General features: G+C 71.4%; 20 protein-coding genes. 12 read left to right on the plus strand and 8 right to left on the minus strand.

Features of this window, described 5'->3' with window-relative positions; translation table 11 throughout:
• Positions 1–4 precede the first annotated feature (4 nt).
• Positions 5–1,225 (plus strand): radical SAM family heme chaperone HemW, encoded by a 1,221-nt coding sequence (hemW, locus tag HCN51_RS10645; protein WP_168009215.1) that lies wholly within the window; start codon positions 5–7, stop codon positions 1,223–1,225.
• Here the strand turns inward: hemW and HCN51_RS10650 are convergent.
• Genes HCN51_RS10650 through HCN51_RS10660 form a run of 3 tightly spaced genes read right to left on the minus strand, consistent with a single transcriptional unit; the run spans position 1,222 to position 3,259 of the window.
• Complete coding sequence (locus HCN51_RS10650; RefSeq protein WP_168009217.1) at positions 1,222–1,947, minus strand: DUF4870 domain-containing protein; 726 nt, start codon at positions 1,945–1,947, stop codon at positions 1,222–1,224. The two genes, hemW and HCN51_RS10650, sit on opposite strands and share 4 nt — an antisense overlap.
• Entirely contained in the window at positions 1,944–2,753 is an 810-nt protein-coding gene (locus HCN51_RS10655; protein WP_168009219.1) for a DUF3097 family protein, read from the minus strand. Before HCN51_RS10655 ends, HCN51_RS10650 begins: the two co-directional genes overlap by 4 nt.
• A gap of 17 nt (positions 2,754–2,770) precedes the next feature.
• Positions 2,771–3,259: a hypothetical protein gene (locus HCN51_RS10660; protein WP_346433599.1), complete on the minus strand. Its 489-nt coding sequence runs from the start codon at positions 3,257–3,259 to the stop codon at positions 2,771–2,773.
• 480 nt (positions 3,260–3,739) lie between these two features.
• Here HCN51_RS10660 and hrcA point away from each other — a divergent pair, with 480 nt between their 5' ends.
• Genes hrcA through HCN51_RS10675 form a run of 3 tightly spaced genes read left to right on the plus strand, consistent with a single transcriptional unit; the run spans position 3,740 to position 6,623 of the window.
• A complete protein-coding gene (gene hrcA / locus HCN51_RS10665) occupies positions 3,740–4,750 on the plus strand; it encodes a heat-inducible transcriptional repressor HrcA (protein ID WP_168009221.1) in 1,011 nt (336 codons plus the stop codon).
• Positions 4,751–4,761: 11 nt separating this feature from the next.
• A complete protein-coding gene (gene dnaJ, locus HCN51_RS10670; RefSeq protein WP_080041945.1) occupies positions 4,762–5,901 on the plus strand; it encodes a molecular chaperone DnaJ in 1,140 nt (379 codons plus the stop codon).
• Positions 5,898–6,623: a 16S rRNA (uracil(1498)-N(3))-methyltransferase gene (locus HCN51_RS10675; RefSeq protein WP_080041944.1), complete on the plus strand. Its 726-nt coding sequence runs from the start codon at positions 5,898–5,900 to the stop codon at positions 6,621–6,623. The genes dnaJ and HCN51_RS10675 overlap by 4 nt, the downstream gene beginning before the upstream one ends.
• A 9-nt stretch (positions 6,624–6,632) precedes the next feature.
• On the opposite strand, the gene HCN51_RS10680 is transcribed toward HCN51_RS10675, so the two are convergent.
• Together HCN51_RS10680 and HCN51_RS10685 are read right to left on the minus strand one after the other, a co-directional pair.
• The gene (locus tag HCN51_RS10680; RefSeq protein ID WP_168009223.1) at positions 6,633–7,277 is read right to left on the minus strand and encodes a hypothetical protein; all 645 of its coding nucleotides are present in this window, start codon (positions 7,275–7,277) and stop codon (positions 6,633–6,635) included.
• Positions 7,274–7,786, minus strand: coding sequence for a SigE family RNA polymerase sigma factor (locus tag HCN51_RS10685; protein ID WP_080047132.1), 513 nt, complete (start codon positions 7,784–7,786; stop codon positions 7,274–7,276). The genes HCN51_RS10680 and HCN51_RS10685 overlap by 4 nt, the downstream gene beginning before the upstream one ends.
• Positions 7,787–8,078: 292 nt before the next feature.
• Here HCN51_RS10685 and HCN51_RS10690 point away from each other — a divergent pair, with 292 nt between their 5' ends.
• From HCN51_RS10690 to era, 8 genes are all read left to right on the plus strand, one after another.
• The gene (locus HCN51_RS10690) at positions 8,079–8,423 is read left to right on the plus strand and encodes an HIT domain-containing protein (RefSeq protein WP_168009225.1); all 345 of its coding nucleotides are present in this window, start codon (positions 8,079–8,081) and stop codon (positions 8,421–8,423) included.
• Positions 8,424–8,571: 148 nt separating this feature from the next.
• Positions 8,572–9,615, plus strand: a complete 1,044-nt coding sequence (locus tag HCN51_RS10695) for a PhoH family protein (protein ID WP_168009227.1) — start codon at positions 8,572–8,574, stop codon at positions 9,613–9,615.
• Positions 9,612–10,088 (plus strand): rRNA maturation RNase YbeY, encoded by a 477-nt coding sequence (gene ybeY / locus HCN51_RS10700; RefSeq protein WP_168009229.1) that lies wholly within the window; start codon positions 9,612–9,614, stop codon positions 10,086–10,088. The genes HCN51_RS10695 and ybeY overlap by 4 nt, the downstream gene beginning before the upstream one ends.
• Complete coding sequence (locus HCN51_RS10705) at positions 10,085–11,380, plus strand: hemolysin family protein (RefSeq protein ID WP_080041939.1); 1,296 nt, start codon at positions 10,085–10,087, stop codon at positions 11,378–11,380. The genes ybeY and HCN51_RS10705 overlap by 4 nt, the downstream gene beginning before the upstream one ends.
• A gap of 382 nt (positions 11,381–11,762) precedes the next feature.
• Positions 11,763–12,395 (plus strand): hypothetical protein, encoded by a 633-nt coding sequence (locus tag HCN51_RS10710; protein WP_168009231.1) that lies wholly within the window; start codon positions 11,763–11,765, stop codon positions 12,393–12,395.
• A 9-nt stretch (positions 12,396–12,404) separates the two neighbouring features.
• Complete coding sequence (locus tag HCN51_RS10715) at positions 12,405–12,716, plus strand: cytidine deaminase (protein WP_168009233.1); 312 nt, start codon at positions 12,405–12,407, stop codon at positions 12,714–12,716.
• Positions 12,717–12,720: 4 nt separating this feature from the next.
• Positions 12,721–13,203, plus strand: coding sequence for an NUDIX domain-containing protein (locus HCN51_RS10720; protein WP_168009235.1), 483 nt, complete (start codon positions 12,721–12,723; stop codon positions 13,201–13,203).
• Between the two features lie 17 nt (positions 13,204–13,220).
• Positions 13,221–14,129, plus strand: coding sequence for a GTPase Era (era, locus tag HCN51_RS10725; protein WP_428981533.1), 909 nt, complete (start codon positions 13,221–13,223; stop codon positions 14,127–14,129).
• A gap of 27 nt (positions 14,130–14,156) precedes the next feature.
• On the opposite strand, the gene HCN51_RS10730 is transcribed toward era, so the two are convergent.
• Genes HCN51_RS10730 through ureG form a run of 3 tightly spaced genes read right to left on the minus strand, consistent with a single transcriptional unit; the run spans position 14,157 to position 16,305 of the window.
• Positions 14,157–14,633, minus strand: a complete 477-nt coding sequence (locus tag HCN51_RS10730) for a hypothetical protein (protein WP_168009237.1) — start codon at positions 14,631–14,633, stop codon at positions 14,157–14,159.
• Between the two features lie 53 nt (positions 14,634–14,686).
• Positions 14,687–15,631: an urease accessory protein UreD gene (locus HCN51_RS10735; protein WP_240972704.1), complete on the minus strand. Its 945-nt coding sequence runs from the start codon at positions 15,629–15,631 to the stop codon at positions 14,687–14,689.
• Positions 15,631–16,305 carry an urease accessory protein UreG gene (gene ureG / locus HCN51_RS10740; RefSeq protein WP_168009239.1) on the minus strand — a complete coding sequence of 225 codons (675 nt, stop codon included), beginning with the start codon at positions 16,303–16,305 and terminating at the stop codon, positions 15,631–15,633. Before ureG ends, HCN51_RS10735 begins: the two co-directional genes overlap by 1 nt.
• Positions 16,306–16,313 lie beyond the last annotated feature (8 nt).

Below are 16,313 nucleotides of genomic sequence, written 5' to 3' on the forward strand. Positions count from 1 at the left end.
AGGCGTGCCATCCACCCTGCCTGACGGCGATCCCGCGCCCCCTTCGGGCGAGCTGCCCGACAGCGCCCTGCGCGACCTCGGCGAGCGCCCGTTCGGCTTCTACGTGCACGTGCCGTTCTGCGTGACGCGCTGCGGCTACTGCGACTTCAACACCTACACCGCCGCCGAGCTGGGGCCCGGCGCCTCGCACCGCGACTACGCCGACACCGTGGTCGAGGAGGTGCGCCTGGCGCGCCGCGTCCTGGGCGAGGCGGAGCTGCCGGTGGAGACGGTGTTCTTCGGCGGCGGCACGCCGACGCTGCTGCCGCCGGAAGACCTGGCCCGGATCCTGGCCGCGATCGACTCCGAGTTCGGGCTCAGGCCTGGGGCCGAGGTCACCACGGAGGCCAACCCCGAGTCCGTCGACCCCTCCTATCTGGAGAAGCTGCGTCACGGCGGCTTCACCAGGGTCAGCTTCGGCATGCAGAGCGCCCGCGAGCACGTGCTGCGGGTGCTCGACCGGCGGCACACCCCCGGCCGGGCCGCGGCGGCCGTGCGGGAGGCGAGGCAGGCCGGGTTCGAGCACGTGAACCTCGACCTCATCTACAGCACGCCGGGCGAGAGCGACGACGACTGGCGGGCCTCCCTGACCGCCGCGATCGAGGCCGGGCCCGACCACGTGTCGGCGTACTCGCTGATCGTCGAGGACGGCACCCGGCTGGCCGCCCGCATCCGTCGCGGCGAGCTGCCCATGCCCGACGACGACGTGGCCGCCGACCGCTACCTCATCGCCGACGAGCTGCTGGCGCAGGCCGGTTTCCGCTGGTACGAGGTGTCCAACTGGGCGGTCTCCGACGCGGCCCGCTGCCGGCACAACCTGCTCTACTGGACGGGCGGCGACTGGTGGGCGGCCGGCCCCGGCGCCCACAGCCACGTCGGCGGCACCCGCTGGTGGAACGTCAAGCACCCCGCCGCCTACGCCCAGCGCCTGGCCGCCGGGCTCTCGCCCGCGCACGCCCGCGAGGTGCTGGAGCAGGACGACCGCGACGCCGAGCGGCTCATGCTGGAGCTGCGGCTCGACTCCGGCTACCCGCTGGCCGACGTCGCGCCGGGCGCGCGCACGACCGTGGCCAGCGCGCTGGCCCGCGGGCTGCTGGAGCCGGAGCCGTTCAAACGGGGCCGGCTCGTGCTGACGCTGCAGGGGCGGCTGCTCGCCGACGCCCTGATCCGGGACCTGCTCGTCTAGGTGATCATCCGGATCGAGAACGGGTAGCGGTAGCGCTCGCCCTTGTTGGTGGCCATCGCCGCCTGGATGTGGAAGATCAGCGACACGATCCAGATGATCGGCAGCAGCGCGATGCCGATGAAGACCACCACCAGGATGCCCGCGACGAAGTAGCCGATGAACATCGTGATCTGGAAGTTGAGCGCCTCCGCCGCCTGGTCCCTGACGTAGGGGGACTCGTCCTTCTTCATCAGGTAGATGATCAGCGGGCCGATCCACGAGACGAGCAGGCCCAGGAGGTGGGCCAGCATGGCCATCGTGGTGTCGTCGGTGCCCGGGCGCGGGCCGAACCTGCCCGGGATGTACGGCTCGCCCCGTCCGGGGGCGTACCCGTAGCCGGGCGGCGGTGGCGGCTGGTTCGGCGGCGGGTAACCCCCAGGAGGGGGATAGCCGCCCGGAGGAGGGTAACCGCCGGGCTGCCCGTAGCCGCCGGACTGCCCGTAGCCGCCGGGCTGCCCGTAACCGCCGGAGGGCGGCTGCTGGCCGAAGTTCGGCGCCGAGCCGGGTTGCTGCCCGTAAGGAGTCTGCCCGTAAGGAGCCTGTCCAGATCCGGGCTGCCCGTATCCAGGCTGTCCGTACGGGGGCGGCTGCGGCCCGGAGCCGTGACCCGGCGGCAGGTCTTCGGGGGTGACGCGGCGCGTGGCGTCGTCGTCGGGCGGCGGCTGGGGCGGGTCCTGGTTCATGGTGCCTCCGTAACGAAGTCGATCAGTTCCTCGACCCGGCCGAGCAGCTCCGGCTCCAGGTCCGTGTACGTCGAGACGGCGCCGAGGATCCGCCGCCACGCCTGCGCGGGCTCCATGCGCCAGCCGAGCGCGGCGATGACGCCTTCCTTCCACGGCACCCCGTGCGGCACGTCGGGCCAGGCGGGGATGCGCAGCACGGACGGCTTGACCGCCTGCCAGATGTCGATGAACGGGTGCCCCACGACCAGCACGTCGGGTGAGGTGATCGCGGCCGCGATCCGGCTCTCCTTGGAGCCGGGCACCAGGTGGTCGACCAGCACGCCGAGCCGCCGCCCCGGCTCGGGGCCGAACTCCTCGACGATGGCGGGCAGGTCGTCCACGCCTTCCAGGTACTCGACCACGACCCCTTCGACGCGCAGGTCGTGGCCCCAGATCTTCTCGACGAGGGCGGCGTCGTGCACGCCTTCGACGTAGATGCGGCTCTGCCGGGCGACCCTGGCCCGCAGGCCCTCCACGGCGATGGAGCCGGAGGCGCTGCGCCGGGGGGCGGACGCGGGGGTGGCCGCGGGGCGTACCAAGGTCACGGGTTTGCCGTCGAGCAGGAACGCGGCGGGCGCGAGCGGGAACAGGCGGCGCTTGCCGAACCGGTCCTCAAGAGTGACGGCCTCCTTGTCGCAGGCCACCACGGCGCCGCAGAAGCCGCTGTCGGCGTCCTCCACGACGAGGTCCGGCTCGGCGGGCACCTTAGGGATCTTGCCCTTGCCCGGCCGTCGCCAATTTCCCGCCAGTACATCGCCCTCGTACACACGGGGACCGTAGCAAATCACCCGCCGACCGCAAGGCGCTTCCGGGCGCCGCTGCGCCGGACGAGGACGGTGATGGTGCCGCCGACGGCCACGAGCAGCCCGGCGGCGGGGACGAGGATCAGGGCGGCCAGGCCGCCGGTGATGCCGCCCACGGCGGAGAAGGCGTCGCGGCCCACGCCGTACCGGACGGCGGCCTGCTCCTGGTTGGTGCAGGTGAGCTGGTAGTCGCCCTTGGCGGGGGCGTTGATGACGAGGAACTGCTCCCAGACGGCGCCGCCCGCCGTGACCTTCTGCGAGCCCGTGGTCCTGGCGAGTTTGGCCTGGCCGGAGCCGCCGGTGATGGAGCAGTCGTAGGTGACCTGCGTGTCGCTGGCGATGTAGACGCCGGGCTTCTGGGCGGGGTCGACGGGCACGGTGATGGTCTCGCCGGAGGCGAACGTCCTGGTCGGCGCCAGGTTCGCGACGCCGCCGGCCACGCTGCCGCCGAACAGGAGCACGCCGGCCACGCAGCAGGCCAGGAACACGCCCCAGGCCGCCGCCAGCCACCACAGGCTGGGTTTTATGGCTTTGGAGTTGATTCGTGGTGGAAACTGGGCTTGTTGGCCGTGCTGTCCGTACTGAGGTGGCGGGCCGAACCGGGTGGCCTCACCGTACGGCGGCGGTGCGGCCGGACCGGACGGCGGCTGCCAAGACGGCGGCGGCGGCCCTTGGCCGAAACCAGGCTGCGACCCCGGCTGCGGGCCGTACTGGGGAGGCTGTGGTTGACCGTGGTAGGGACCCTGCCCAGGCGGGGGCCCGTACGACGGCGGCCGGGAATCGTCGCTCATACGGGCAAGTGTGAGGCCAGACGCTTCCAAGAAGCTAGAAGCAGGATGTGGGACGCGGTGTTATCGCACCTTGTGGGCGAGAGCCGTACACTTGGCACTCGGGAACACAGAGTGCTAGACCTCGCGTTCCTGATATGGACAGAGGCAGGAGGTGAGCACGTGCTCGACGATAGGAAACTGGCGGTGCTCCGCGCCATTGTCGAAGACTACGTGTCCACCAACGAACCGGTGGGCTCCAAGGCGCTTGCCGAGCGCCACAACCTGAAGGTCTCCCCGGCGACGGTCAGGAACGACATGGCCGCGCTGGAGGAGGAAGGCTACATCACCCAGCCGCACACCAGCGCGGGCCGCGTCCCGACGGACAAGGGCTACCGCCTGTTCGTCGACCGGCTCTCGCAGGTCAAACCGCTGTCGGCGGCCGAGCGCAGGGCGATCGAGTCGTTCCTCGCCGGCGCGGTCGACCTCGACGACGTGGTCACCCGCACGGTCCGGCTGCTCGCGCAGCTCACCCGGCAGGTGGCGGTCGTCCAATACCCGACACTCACCCGGTCGACCGTCAGGCACGTCGAGCTGGTCCCGCTGAACGACCGGCGGGTCATGTTCGTGCTCATCACCAACACCGGCCGCGTCGAGCAGCGCGTGGTCGAGCTGCCCGAAGTGGTCGACGAGACCCGGATCGCGCACCTGCGCGCCGTGCTCAACGCCTGCCTCGACGGCTGCGGCCTGAGCAGCGTCCCCGAGCTGGTCGCCGACCTGCCCGAGCGGCTGGCCCCGGAAGACCGGCCCGCGGCGGCGACGATCCTGTCGGTGCTGCTGGAGACCCTGGTCGAGCGGCACGACGAGAAGATCGTGTTCGCCGGCGCCGCCAATCTCGCCGGCGCCGACTTCGCCACCGGCCTGCGTGACGTGCTGGAGGCGCTGGAGGAGCAGGTCGTCCTCATGCGGCTGCTCGGCGAGACATCCGACACCCCGTCCGCGCTCACCGTGCGCATCGGCGCGGAAAACCCGTACCTGCGGGGGACATCCGTCGTCGCGACCGGATACGGTTCTGGCGACAACCAACTGGCCCGGCTCGGAGTGCTGGGGCCGACCAGGATGGACTATCCCGTGACGATGGGCGCCGTACGCGCGGTGGCACGCTACGTCAGCCAGATCCTGGCTGCATCATAAGAGGTCGATAAGTGGCAAACAGCGACTACTACGCCACCCTCGGGGTGCGCCGTGACGCAAGTCAGGATGAGATCAAGAAGGCCTACCGCCGTCTCGCCCGCGAGCTGCACCCGGACGTGAACCCCGATCCTGAGACCCAGGAGCGGTTCAAGGAGATCACGCAGGCCTACGAGGTGCTGTCCGACACGAACAAGCGCCAGATGTACGACCTGGGTGGCGACCCCTTCGGCGGCGCCGGGGCGGGAGCGGGCGCCGGCGGCTTCGGCGCGGGCTTCCCGTTCAGCGACATCATGGACGCCTTCTTCGGCACCGCCACCGGCAGCAGGGGCCCGCGCTCCCGCGCCCGCAGGGGCCGCAACGCCACCATCCGGGTGGAGCTCGACCTGCGCGAGACCGCGTTCGGCACCACCCGCGAGCTGGTCGTCGACACGGCCGTGCTGTGCGAGGTGTGCCACGGCGCCGGCACCGCGCCCGGCACCCACCCCGACACCTGCGACATGTGCAACGGCCGGGGCGAGATCTCCCAGGTGACCCGGTCGTTCCTGGGCCAGGTCATGACCTCCCGCCCGTGCCCGCAGTGCGGCGGCTTCGGCACGATCATCCGCCACCCCTGCCAGGAGTGCTCCGGCGACGGCCGCGTGCGCACCCGCCGCACCATCAAGGTCCGCATCCCCGCGGGCGTCGAGGACGGCACCCACATCCAGCTCGCCGGCGAGGGCGAGGTCGGCCCCGGCGGCGGCCCGCCCGGAGACCTGTTCCTCGAGATCGTCGAGCGCAACCACGAGATCTTCGAGCGGCGCGGCGACGACCTCCACTGCACCGTCCAGATCCCGATGACGGCCGCCGCGCTCGGCACCATCCTCACCGTCGAGACCCTCGACGGCGCCGAAGAGGTGGACGTCCGCCCCGGCACGCAGTCCGGCCAGGTCATCACCATGTACGGCCGCGGCGTGCAGCGGCTCAACGAGTCCGGCAGGGGCGACCTGCTCATCCACGTCAACGTCGAGACCCCCACCCGCCTCGACGCCGCGCAGGAGGAGCTGCTGCGCGAGCTGGCCAAGCAGCGGGGCGAGGAGCGGCCGCCGGGCAAGTTCGCGCCCGGCCAGCAGGGCTTCTTCTCCCGGCTGCGCGACGCCTTCAACGGCCGGTGACCGTCCCGGTCTTCCTCGCTCAGGGCCTCGACGGCCCTGAGCTGACGCTCGACGGGCCGGAAGGGCGGCACGCGGCCTCCGTGCGCCGCCTGCGCCCCGGCGAGCGGGTCGACCTGACCGACGGCGCCGGCGCCGTGGCCGAGTGCGTCGTGCGCGAGACGCTCAAGGACGCGCTCCGCCTCGACGTGCTGCGCCGCTACGACGTCGAGCCGCCCCGGCCCCGCCTCGTCGTCGTCCAGGGGCTGCCCAAGGGCGACCGGGGCGAATTGGCCGTCGAGATGATGACCGAGGCGGGCGTCGACGTCATCGTCCCCTGGGCCGCCGCGCGCAGCATCACCCAGTGGAAGGGCGACAAGGTCGCCAAGGCGCTGGGCCGCTGGCGCTCCACCGCCCGCGAGGCGGGCAAGCAGGCCCGCCGCTTCCACCTGCCCGAGGTGGCCGACCTCGCCACCACCAAGCAGGTCGAACGGCTGCTGTCGGAGGCCGCCCTCGGCCTCGTGCTGCACGAGGAGGCGGCCGAGCCGCTGTCGGGCGTGCCGCTGCCCGCCGGCGGCGACATCGTCATGGTCGTGGGGCCGGAGGGCGGCGTGTCGGAGGAGGAGCTGGCCGCGTTCAGGGCCGCCAAGGCGACGGCGGTGCTGCTCGGGCCGACGGTCCTGCGGACCTCCACGGCCGGGGTCGCGGCGGCGGCCGTGCTGCTCAGCCGTACCGGACGCTGGTAGAACCCCGCTCTACGGCGTGGTCTGGGAGCTGTCCAGCAGCGGGCTGGCCAGCTCGGTCGGGGTCTCCGTCACCTCGTCGGGCGGCGGGCACTCCTCGATCGGGCACGCCGAAGGCTGCCCCGTCGTCTCCTCCGCCGTCGGCGTCGGCGACGGCGAGCCCTCAGGGCAGTCGGCGGGCTGCTCGGCCTGCGGCGAAGGACAGTCGGACGGCGTCGGCGTGGCGGAGGGCGAAGGCGACGGCCTGCTGGTCGAGCCCGCCTTCCGGGTGGGCTTCGGAGAGGGCGGCGCCGACGACTCGGGGACCACGACGACCGGCTGCGACTGCTGAGGAGGCGGCTCCTTCGCCGGCGGCTGGTGCGAGCGCGTGGTCGAGGAGTTGGACGGCACCTCGGACGAGCTGTCGCCCGCCGGGGCGACGGTCTGCTCGATGATCTGGGAGCGCAGGTTGGGCACCGCCATCACGATCGCGCCGGCCACCAGGACCGCGCCGACCCCGGCCGCACCCGCGCGCCACCAGAACAGGTTACGTACGCCGCGCCGCTGGATCCGCGCGCGGATGATCTCCAGTCCTTCCGGCGAGGGCACGACCGCGTCCGCCTCCGCGCGGAGCGCACGGCGCAGGAGATCGCCGTACTCGTCGGGGGGCTGGGTCATGACATCTTCTCCAGGACCGATCGCAGGGCGGCCATGCCACGAGCGGTGTGGCTCTTGACCGCGCCCTTGCTGATGCCCATGGCGTGAGCGATCTCAGCTTCGGACAAGTCACCGTAGTAGCGTAGAACCAGTGCTTCTCGTTGCCGGGTCGGCAGGGCCCGTAACGCCTCGATCACGGCGGAGCGTTCCAGCTCGCCGATCGCGCCGTTCTCGGCGCTCGGGGCGTCCGGCAGACCCTTGGGGGCGTACTTCTCGACGACCGCGCGGTGACGCAGCACGGACCTGGACCTGTTGACGACGGACTGACGCAGGTAGGCGAGTGCTTTGTCGGGGTCACGCAGCCTACGCCAGGCACCATGGATGGCGACGAACGCATCCTGCACGACTTCCTCGGCTGTTGCAATGTCGCGCACCAGCAACACAGCGAGACGCACCAATGACCGAAAGTGCGCGCTGTACAGCGCGGTCACGGCCATGTCGGCATCCCACCCGACCGGCACCGCCCCCATCGACCTGTCGGCCAGAAGGGTTTCGGTGGTCACATCAGTGGGACGCGCGGCCTTCCCAGAGGGTTTACTCCCTGCCGGTTCTTGAGGTGCCGGTTCTTGAGGTTTCCCCGGTTCGTTAGGGTGCATTACCCAGTCGTGTCCTCGCCAGGTGGCGCTCGCCCGACCCTGAATCGTCTTTTCTGCTGAAGTCTCGCACACTCACCCTAACCGTGTGGATCTTCCTGCGCACGACACAGGTGATTACCGATTCGCAACGGACTCGCCAACGGGAGGGGATCTGTAGGGTGATCGGGTGAGCGATTGTCTCTTCTGCAAAATCGTCGCCAAGGAGATTCCGGCCGAGATCGTTTATGAAACCGGCCGCACCCTGGCGTTCCGCGACATCAACCCGCAGGCGCCCACGCACGCGCTGGTCATCCCCAAGGCGCACCACGCCGACGCCGCGGCGCTCGCCGCGGCCGACGACGGGCTCGCCGACGAGGTGCTGAAGACCGCCCACGAGGTCGCCGTCATCGACGGGGTGTCGGAAGGCGGCTACCGCATCGTCTTCAACACCGGCGCCGCCGCCGGGCAGACCGTCTTCCACGTGCACGCCCACATCCTCGGCGGGCGCGACCTGACCTGGCCGCCCGGTTGAACCGGTGCTCACGGGCGTGGCGGGGCGCGTGCGACGCGCCCCGCGGCGCGTGCGTGATATTGGCGAGAGCAATCGGCCTGCTCCCGGATAACATGGGCGGAGAAGAACTCCGAAAGAGACCGGGAGGCATCAGGCCGCTGGCCTGCCCATGTCCGAACTACACGAATCCCGACGCACGGCACCTCCCTCGCGGACTCAAGCGAAGGTGCTGATACCGGACGAATACCCGATGGTCAGCCTCCTGGGCTCCCGCGACGAGCTGTTGCGTGTCATCGAGGGCGCCTTCAGGGCCGACATCCACGTGCGCGGCAACGAGATCACCGTCACCGGCAGCCCCGACGAGAGCGGCACCGTCGTGCGGCTCTTCGAAGAGCTCGTCGAGGTCCTGCGCAGCGGCGGCGAGCTCACCCCCGACGCGGTCGAGCGCAGCATCGCCATGCTCCGCATGACCTCCGACCGCCCCGCCGAGGTCCTGTCGCTCGACATCCTCTCCTCACGCGGCCGCACGATCCGCCCCAAGACCGTCAACCAGAAGCGCTACGTCGACGCGATCGACAAGCACACGGTCGTCTTCGGCATCGGGCCCGCGGGCACCGGCAAGACGTACCTCGCGATGGCCAAGGCCGTGCGCGCGCTCCAGGAGAAGCGGGTCAACCGCATCATCCTGACCCGCCCGGCGGTCGAGGCGGGCGAACGGCTCGGCTTCCTGCCCGGCACCCTCTACGAGAAGATCGACCCCTACCTGCGGCCCCTCTACGACGCGCTGCACGACATGGTCGACCCCGACTCGATCCCCAAGCTGATGGCGGCGGGCACGATCGAGGTGGCGCCGCTCGCCTACATGCGGGGCCGCACCTTGAATGACGCCTTCATCATTCTCGACGAGGCGCAAAACTCCTCGGCCGAGCAGATGAAGATGTTCCTGACCAGGCTCGGCTTCAACTCGAAGATCGTGGTGACCGGTGACGTCACGCAGGTCGACCTGCCGTCCGGCACCGTGAGCGGGCTGCGGGTGGTGCAGGAGATCCTCGACGGGATCCCCGACATCCACTTCGCCCGGCTGAGCAGCGCCGACGTCGTGCGGCACAAGCTGGTCAGCGAGATCGTCGACGCCTACGGCCGCTACGACGCCACGCAGCAGGCCCAGCAGGAGCCGAAGGCCATTCAGCAGCGGGGGAAGCGGCGGCCATGAGCATCGAGATCAACAACGAGTCCGGCGTGGGGGTCGACGAGGAGAGCATCGTCGCCCTGGCCGTTCACGTGCTCGGCGAGATGGGCATCAACCCGCTCGCCGAGCTGTCCATCGTCGTGGTCGACGAGGACGCCATGGCGGAGCTGCACGAGAAGTGGATGGGCGAGCCGGGCCCGACGGACGTGCTGGCGTTCCCGATGGACGAGCTGCGGCCCGGCGGCGGCGCGCGCGGCGAGTCGGAGGGGCCGGCGGATCCGGCGTTGCTCGGCGACGTCGTGCTGTGCCCGCAGGTGGCGGCCAGGCAGGCGGAGGAGGCCGGGCACAGCACGGCCGACGAGCTGGAGCTGCTGTGCACGCACGGCATCCTGCACCTGCTCGGTTACGATCACGCCGAGCCGGAGGAGCACAAGGAGATGTTCGGCTTGCAGTCCCGGCTCCTCGAGTCGTGGCAGGAGGTGCGCAACCCGCGGTGAACGCCTGGTTGCCGTTGGCCATCGCGCTCGTCGTGATCGGTGGCCTGATCGCCAGTGCGGAAACGGCACTGACGCGCATCTCCAGGGTGCGTGCCGAGGAGTACGCGCGCGAGGGCCGGCGGGGGGCGGCGCGGTTGCAGGCGATCGTGACCGATCCGCCGCGCTACCTGAATCTGCTGCTGCTGTTGCGGCTGAGCTGTGAGCTGGTCGCGACGGTGATCGCGACGTTGCTGTTCATCGATCTCATGCACGATCAGGGCTGGGCCTACGTGTGGGCGGCGGTCGTGATGATCCTGATCAGCTACGTGGTGGTCGGGGTGATGCCGCGCACGCTGGGGCGTCAGCACGCGGAGCCGGTGGCGCTGGCCAGCGCGCCCATCGTGTACGGCCTGACGCGCATCTTCGGCCCGCTGCCCAAGCTGCTGATCCTGCTCGGCAACGCGCTCACGCCCGGCAAGGGCTTCCGTGACGGCCCGTTCACGTCGGAGGCCGAGCTGCGTGACCTGGTCGACCTGGCCGAGGAGCGCCGGGTGATCGAGCCGGACGAGCGCGAGATGATCCACTCGGTGTTCGAGCTGGGTGACACGCTGGTGCGCGAGGTGATGGTGCCGCGTACCGACATGGTCTACATCGAGCGCGGCAAGACGATCAGCCAGGCGCTGTCGCTGGCGTTGCGCAGCGGCTTCTCGCGCATTCCGGTGGTGGGGGAGAACGAGGACGACGTCGTCGGCATCGCCTACCTCAAGGACATCGCCCGCAAGATCCACGAGTCGGGTGAGGGCGGGGGCAAGGAGACGGTCGAGTCGATCATGCGGCCGGCCGCGTACGTGCCGGAGAGCAAGCCGATCGACCAGCTCATGCGGGAGATGCAGGCCCGGCAGATCCACATCGCGATCGTCATCGACGAGTACGGCGGCACGGCGGGCCTGGTCACGATCGAGGACGTCCTGGAGGAGATCGTCGGTGAGATCACCGACGAGTACGACCAGGAGGCGCCCCGGGTGGAGGCCGTGCCCGACGGCGGGCTGCGCGTGACGGCCCGGATGCCGGTGGACGAGCTGGGCGAGCTGTTCGACACCGAGATCGAGGTCGACGACGTCGAGACCGTGGGCGGGCTGCTGGCGCACGCGCTGGGGCGGGTGCCGATCGCGGGGTCGCAGGCGGAGGTGGCGGGGCTGTCGCTGACGGCGGAGACGCTGGCGGGGCGGCGCAACCGCATCAGCACGGTGGTGGTGCGCCGGGTGACGCCGCCCGAGGACGAGGTGGTCCCGGCGGTGGCGGAGCGCGATTGAGCCACGGCTGAGCCCGACTGGCCCGCGAGTCGGTTCCGGGTGCGGCGAAGCTCCCTTGACCTGCGTGGGGACGAATGTGGGCGGAAGCCGCAAGCGTTCTACAAGTCTTCTGCAAGCCGCGCCCGGCACTCTTACATCACGACATCCAGTGCGGTGGGTGTCACAAAGGGAGTCGTCCGAAGGCCGGGTGGGGTTCGCGGCCGGAGGGGGTCTCCCTGGGGGGACGACAGCGTCTCGGCTGCTTGCCGGTCGCGACGCTGATCGGCGTAAAGGGTGTTCTCGTCCGGAAAACCGGATGGGAACACCCTTTTTGCGTGTTGGTGGTCACTCCGGTGGATTGCCGCATTCGTCGGTTGGGGAGGCTGCGATCCAAGGGGGGATCATGGAACGAAAACCTTGGATCATCGCTTCGGTGCTGGTGACGGGCCTCCTCACGGGATGCGGAGGAGGGGGAGCGGAGAGCTTCCTCGACGCGCAGGCCATGGCGCAGCTGCGCGACGTGCTGCACAAGGAGCCGCCGCTGCCCGACGGGTTCACGGTCCGGCCGGAGCAGGCGTGGCGGATGCCGTTCGGGCAGGCGGACAGGAACTGCCGGGCCGTGCTGGAACCGGCCGGCGGGCGGGCGCCCCGGCAGGCGCTGACCGCGCAGGCGGCCGTCAGCTACCACGGCGACGGGCTCGGGGAGCAGGCGGGCGTCGGCCTGGCCCGCTACGCGAACGAGGAGGCCGAAGGGCACCTGCACGCCCTGGCCGAGGCGATGGGCGCCTGCCGCGCCGTGCACACCTCCAGCGGCACCGACCTGCGGCTGCGGGAGCTGCCCGTACGGGACGCCGGGGACGAGGCCGTCGCGGCACGGCTGCAGGGACGGCTGAATGGCTACCCCTACGCGATGGACGTCGTCCTGTCCCGCGTCGGGGACACACTGGTATCCGTGGTGCACACGGGGATGAACGACGTGGACGCCGCCCGTACCAGGAAGGTGGTCGAGGCGGCGATCTCCATGGTCAGCACCTAACCTGGTTGGGTGAACCCTGAAGACAGCAAGATCATCACCCTGGCCCGCGCCGCCAGGGCGCGCAACGGCTCCGCCGAGGGAGCGGCCGTGCGCGACGAGACCGGCCGCACCTACTCCGCGACGAACGTCGCTCTGTCCGCGCTGACCCTGTCGGCCGTGCAGGTGGCGGTGGCCATGGCGATCTCCAGCGGCGCGCAGTCCCTGGAGGCCGTCGCGCTGGTGAGCGAGGGCGACCCGAGCCCCGCCGACGAGGCGGTCGCGGCCGAGCTGGGCGTCGGCAAGCTGCTCGTGGCCGGCCCCGACGGCACCCTGCGAGGCTGACCCCATGCCGATGTCGCCGTTCCTGGCGAGACTGCGGGAAAAGGTCGGCGGCGATCTGATCATGCTGCCTTCGGTGTCGGGGTTCGTGTTCGACGACGAGGGCCGGCTGCTGCTGGCCAGGCACGGCGACGTGGGCCGGTGGGCGGCCCCCGGCGGCGGCGTCGACCCCGACGAGCGGCCCGAGGACGCCGTGGTCAGGGAGCTGCGCGAAGAGCTCGCCGTCGACATCGAGGTGCGGGGCCTGATCGGCGTGTACGGCGGGCCCGAGTTCCGCACGCTCTACCCCAACGGGCACGAGGTCGGCTACGTCATCGCCGCCTACGCCTGCGCCCTGGCCCCCGGCTCCGGCGCGCCCCGGCCCGACGGGGTCGAGATCAACGACTTCCGCTGGGTGGCCGAGCACGAGCTGCCCGGCTACGACACGACGCCCTGGACACCCGGCGTGGCGCCCCAGGCGTTCGCGTGGTGGCGTGAACACGCTCGATGATGGGACACAATGCACATGTGACTTCGCCAGACAACCATCGCGCCGGATTCGCCTGTTTCGTGGGGAGGCCGAACGTCGGCAAGTCCACGCTGATGAACGCCCTGGTCGGCACGAAAGTGGCGATCACCTCGTCCAAACCGCAGACGACCAGGCGCGTCATCAGGGGCATCGTGCACCGCCCCGACGCCCAGCTCATCATCGTCGACACCCCCGGCCTGCACCGCCCGCGCACGCTGCTGGGCGAGCGGCTCGACAGCCTCGTGCTGTCCACGCTGACCGAGGTCGACGTGATCGGCTTCTGCGTGCCCGCCAACGAGCCCATCGGCAAGGGCGACCGGTTCATCGCCGACAAACTGTCGGCCGTCAAGAAGACGCCCGTTATCGCCGTCGTGACCAAGTGCGACCTGGCCAGCAAGGAGCAGGTCGCCGAGCAACTGCTCGCCGTGTCGCAGGTGGCGGAGTTCGCCGCGATCGTGCCCGTGTCGGCCCAGTCGGGCGACCAGCTCGACGTCGTGGCCGACGTGCTGATCGAGCACCTGCCCGAGTCACCGCCCCTCTACGAGGGCGGCCAGCTCACCGACGAGCCCGAGCAGGTGCTGGTCGGCGAGCTGATCAGGGAGGCGGCGCTGGAGGGCGTACGCGACGAGCTGCCCCACTCCATCGCCGTCGTCGTCGACGAGATGCTGCCCCGCGAAGGGCGCGACGACCTGCTCGACATCTACGCCCACATGTTCGTGGAGCGGCCGTCCCAGAAGGCGATCGTCATCGGGCACAAGGGCGAGCGGCTGCGCGAGGTCGGCACCAAGGCTCGCAAGCAGATCGAGGCGCTGCTGGGCACGCGCGTCTACCTCGACCTGCGCATCAGCGTGGCGAAAGACTGGCAGCGCGACCCCAAGCAGCTGCGGCGGCTCGGCTTCTACGACTGAGGCCGGCGGTTGTGTCAAAGGCTGGGGTCAGCGGCGCCGCAGCAGCGCCAGCAGCGACAGGGCGACGACCGCCAGCGCGCAGCCCAGCGCGGCGAACCAGCCGAACCTGATCACCGGCTCGATCGACAACAACCCCCCGAGATCGAACGAGATCCGGTCACGCAGGTCACCGCCGCCCCCGATCACGAACTTCAGCAGCACCACCACGGCCACGCCGCCCGGCACCACCGCCAGGGCGGCCAGCCTGGGGCGGGGCGACAGCAGGCCCGCCAGGCCGCAACCCAGCGCCGCGAGCCCCGCCATCAGCGTGTAGACGCCGAACGGATCGTCGATGCCGCGCACGTCACTGGCCACCCCGCCGGCGATGAGGCTGCTCGTCGCCTGCAGCCCCGCCCACGGCAGGACCGCGCAGAACACGAGCAGGGCGCCGGCGGCGGCGACGGCCAGCGGGTAGCCGCGGTGGAGTCTCGGGCGGGCGGGCGTGGGCATGAGGTCGTCGGCCACACGATCAGCGTATGCCGGGCACGGGCGCCTCACCACCGTACGCAACGGAGTCGTCACTTCGGCGCGGCGGCCCCGGACCGTTCGCTCTGATGCGGGTGCGGCGGATTTCCTCCCGCCGCCGTGCGCTCGCCCCACTCCAGGCGGGCGCGGAGCTGGACGGCGTCGGCGGCCAGCGCGGACACCAGCGTGGCCGGGGGCTGAGCGGGCAATGACGCCCGCGTGGCCGGGGCCTGAGCGGGCACCGGCGCCGGCGTGGCCGGGGCGGCCAGCGGGAGCACCGCCACCCCCTCGGCCAGCGCCGCCTCCTTCACCCCCGTCGTCAGGAACGTGGTGCCGACGCAGCGGGCCGGGCCGTACACCGCCGGGGAGGCGTCCAGCGCCGGGTCGCCGACCGTGAACTCCTGCCTGAGCAGCGGCAGGCCGTCGCGGATGGCGTCGAAGCGGGCGTGGCAGCGGCCCGGGGCCTCGCCGTGGCGGCCGAACACGATCTCCTCACGCCACAGGACGCTCGCGTCCGCCTCCAGCGCCAGCCGTACCAGGAGGCGGTGGTCGCAACCGGCGGCCAGCACCGTCGGCTCCGGGGCGAAGCGGAGCGTGGCGCCCGCGCCGACGCGGGCGGTGACCAGCAGCTCGGACGGGCCCTCGCCGGGCAGCACCAGCGTGGCCGCCACCGAGCCCAGCTCCAGCATGGTGTGAGGGGCGACGTCCAGATGGAGGGCCAGCCGGTCGCCGCCGAGCGGGCCCGCCGCCGTGGAGACGAGGTGGACAGTGTGCGGGCCCGTCTGCCGCAACGTCAGCGGAGGCGCCGAGGCCAGGCGGCTGATCACGGTACGGCCGTCCGTGGCGAGCGCGGTCGCCACGGCGGCACTGGCCCGCATCGCCCGCCGCCCGGCCGCCGCTGGCGGCACCCCCGGCACGTGCGCCTGCCCGGCCGCGGGCGGTGGGCCTTGCACGTGCGCCCGCTCATCCTCCCGCAGTGCCTCGGCTCGCGTGGTCATCAGGAGACGGGGGACGCGTGGGTGTGGGACCAGGCGTGTACCTGGTCCCACACCCACTCGGCGACCGTGGCGGCCGTGGGCTCCTGGCGGATCGAGGTGAACAGGACCGGGCGCTCGCCACGTACCTTCGCCGCGTCGCGGGCCATCACGCCCAGGTCGGCGCCCACCAGCGGAGCCAGGTCGGTCTTGTTGACCACCAGCAGGTCGGCCGTCGTGACGCCCGGGCCGCCCTTGCGGGGCACCTTGTCGCCGCCCGACACGTCCAGCACGAAGATCTGCCGGTCCGCCAGCCCCCGGCTGAACGTCGCCGTCAGGTTGTCGCCGCCGCTCTCCACGATCACCAGGTCCAGGGGGCCGAAGCGGTGCTCCAGGGTCTCGACGGCGTCGAGGTTCGCGGCGATGTCGTCGCGGATGGCGGTGTGCGGGCAGCAGCCGGTCTCGACGGCCAGGATGCGCTCCTGGTCGAGCACGCCCGCGCGGCGCAGGAAGTCGGCGTCCTCGGTGGTGTAGATGTCGTTCGTCACCACGCCCAGGGACAGTGACGGGCCGAGCGTCCGGCACAGGGCGGCCACCAGGGCCGTCTTGCCGCTCCCCACGGGGCCGCCGATCCCCAGGCGCAGCGCCCTGCCGCGGCCGTCGGGGGCGTGGTGGTGGTCGTCGTGATGGGCTCCCATGTCGGGGT

The sequence above is a fragment of the Nonomuraea composti genome (assembly GCF_012034275.1).
In the GTDB taxonomy this organism is placed as follows: Bacteria; Actinomycetota; Actinomycetes; order Streptosporangiales; family Streptosporangiaceae; genus Nonomuraea; species Nonomuraea composti.

Bases quoted from the DNA above. Each gene is read 5' to 3' on its own strand.
- HCN51_RS10650 (WP_168009217.1), bottom strand. From the start codon at position 1,947: ATGAACCAGGACCCGCCCCAGCCGCCGCCCGACGACGACGCCACGCGC.
- HCN51_RS10680 (WP_168009223.1), bottom strand. From the start codon at position 7,277: ATGACCCAGCCCCCCGACGAGTACGGCGATCTCCTGCGCCGTGCGCTC.
- HCN51_RS10685 (WP_080047132.1), bottom strand. From the start codon at position 7,786: ATGGGGGCGGTGCCGGTCGGGTGGGATGCCGACATGGCCGTGACCGCG.
- HCN51_RS10695 (WP_168009227.1), top strand. From the start codon at position 8,572: ATGTCCGAACTACACGAATCCCGACGCACGGCACCTCCCTCGCGGACT.
- ybeY (WP_168009229.1), top strand. From the start codon at position 9,612: ATGAGCATCGAGATCAACAACGAGTCCGGCGTGGGGGTCGACGAGGAG.
- HCN51_RS10710 (WP_168009231.1), top strand. From the start codon at position 11,763: ATGGAACGAAAACCTTGGATCATCGCTTCGGTGCTGGTGACGGGCCTC.
- HCN51_RS10720 (WP_168009235.1), top strand. From the start codon at position 12,721: ATGCCGATGTCGCCGTTCCTGGCGAGACTGCGGGAAAAGGTCGGCGGC.
- HCN51_RS10735 (WP_240972704.1), bottom strand. From the start codon at position 15,631: ATGACCACGCGAGCCGAGGCACTGCGGGAGGATGAGCGGGCGCACGTG.
- ureG (WP_168009239.1), bottom strand. From the start codon at position 16,305: ATGGGAGCCCATCACGACGACCACCACCACGCCCCCGACGGCCGCGGC.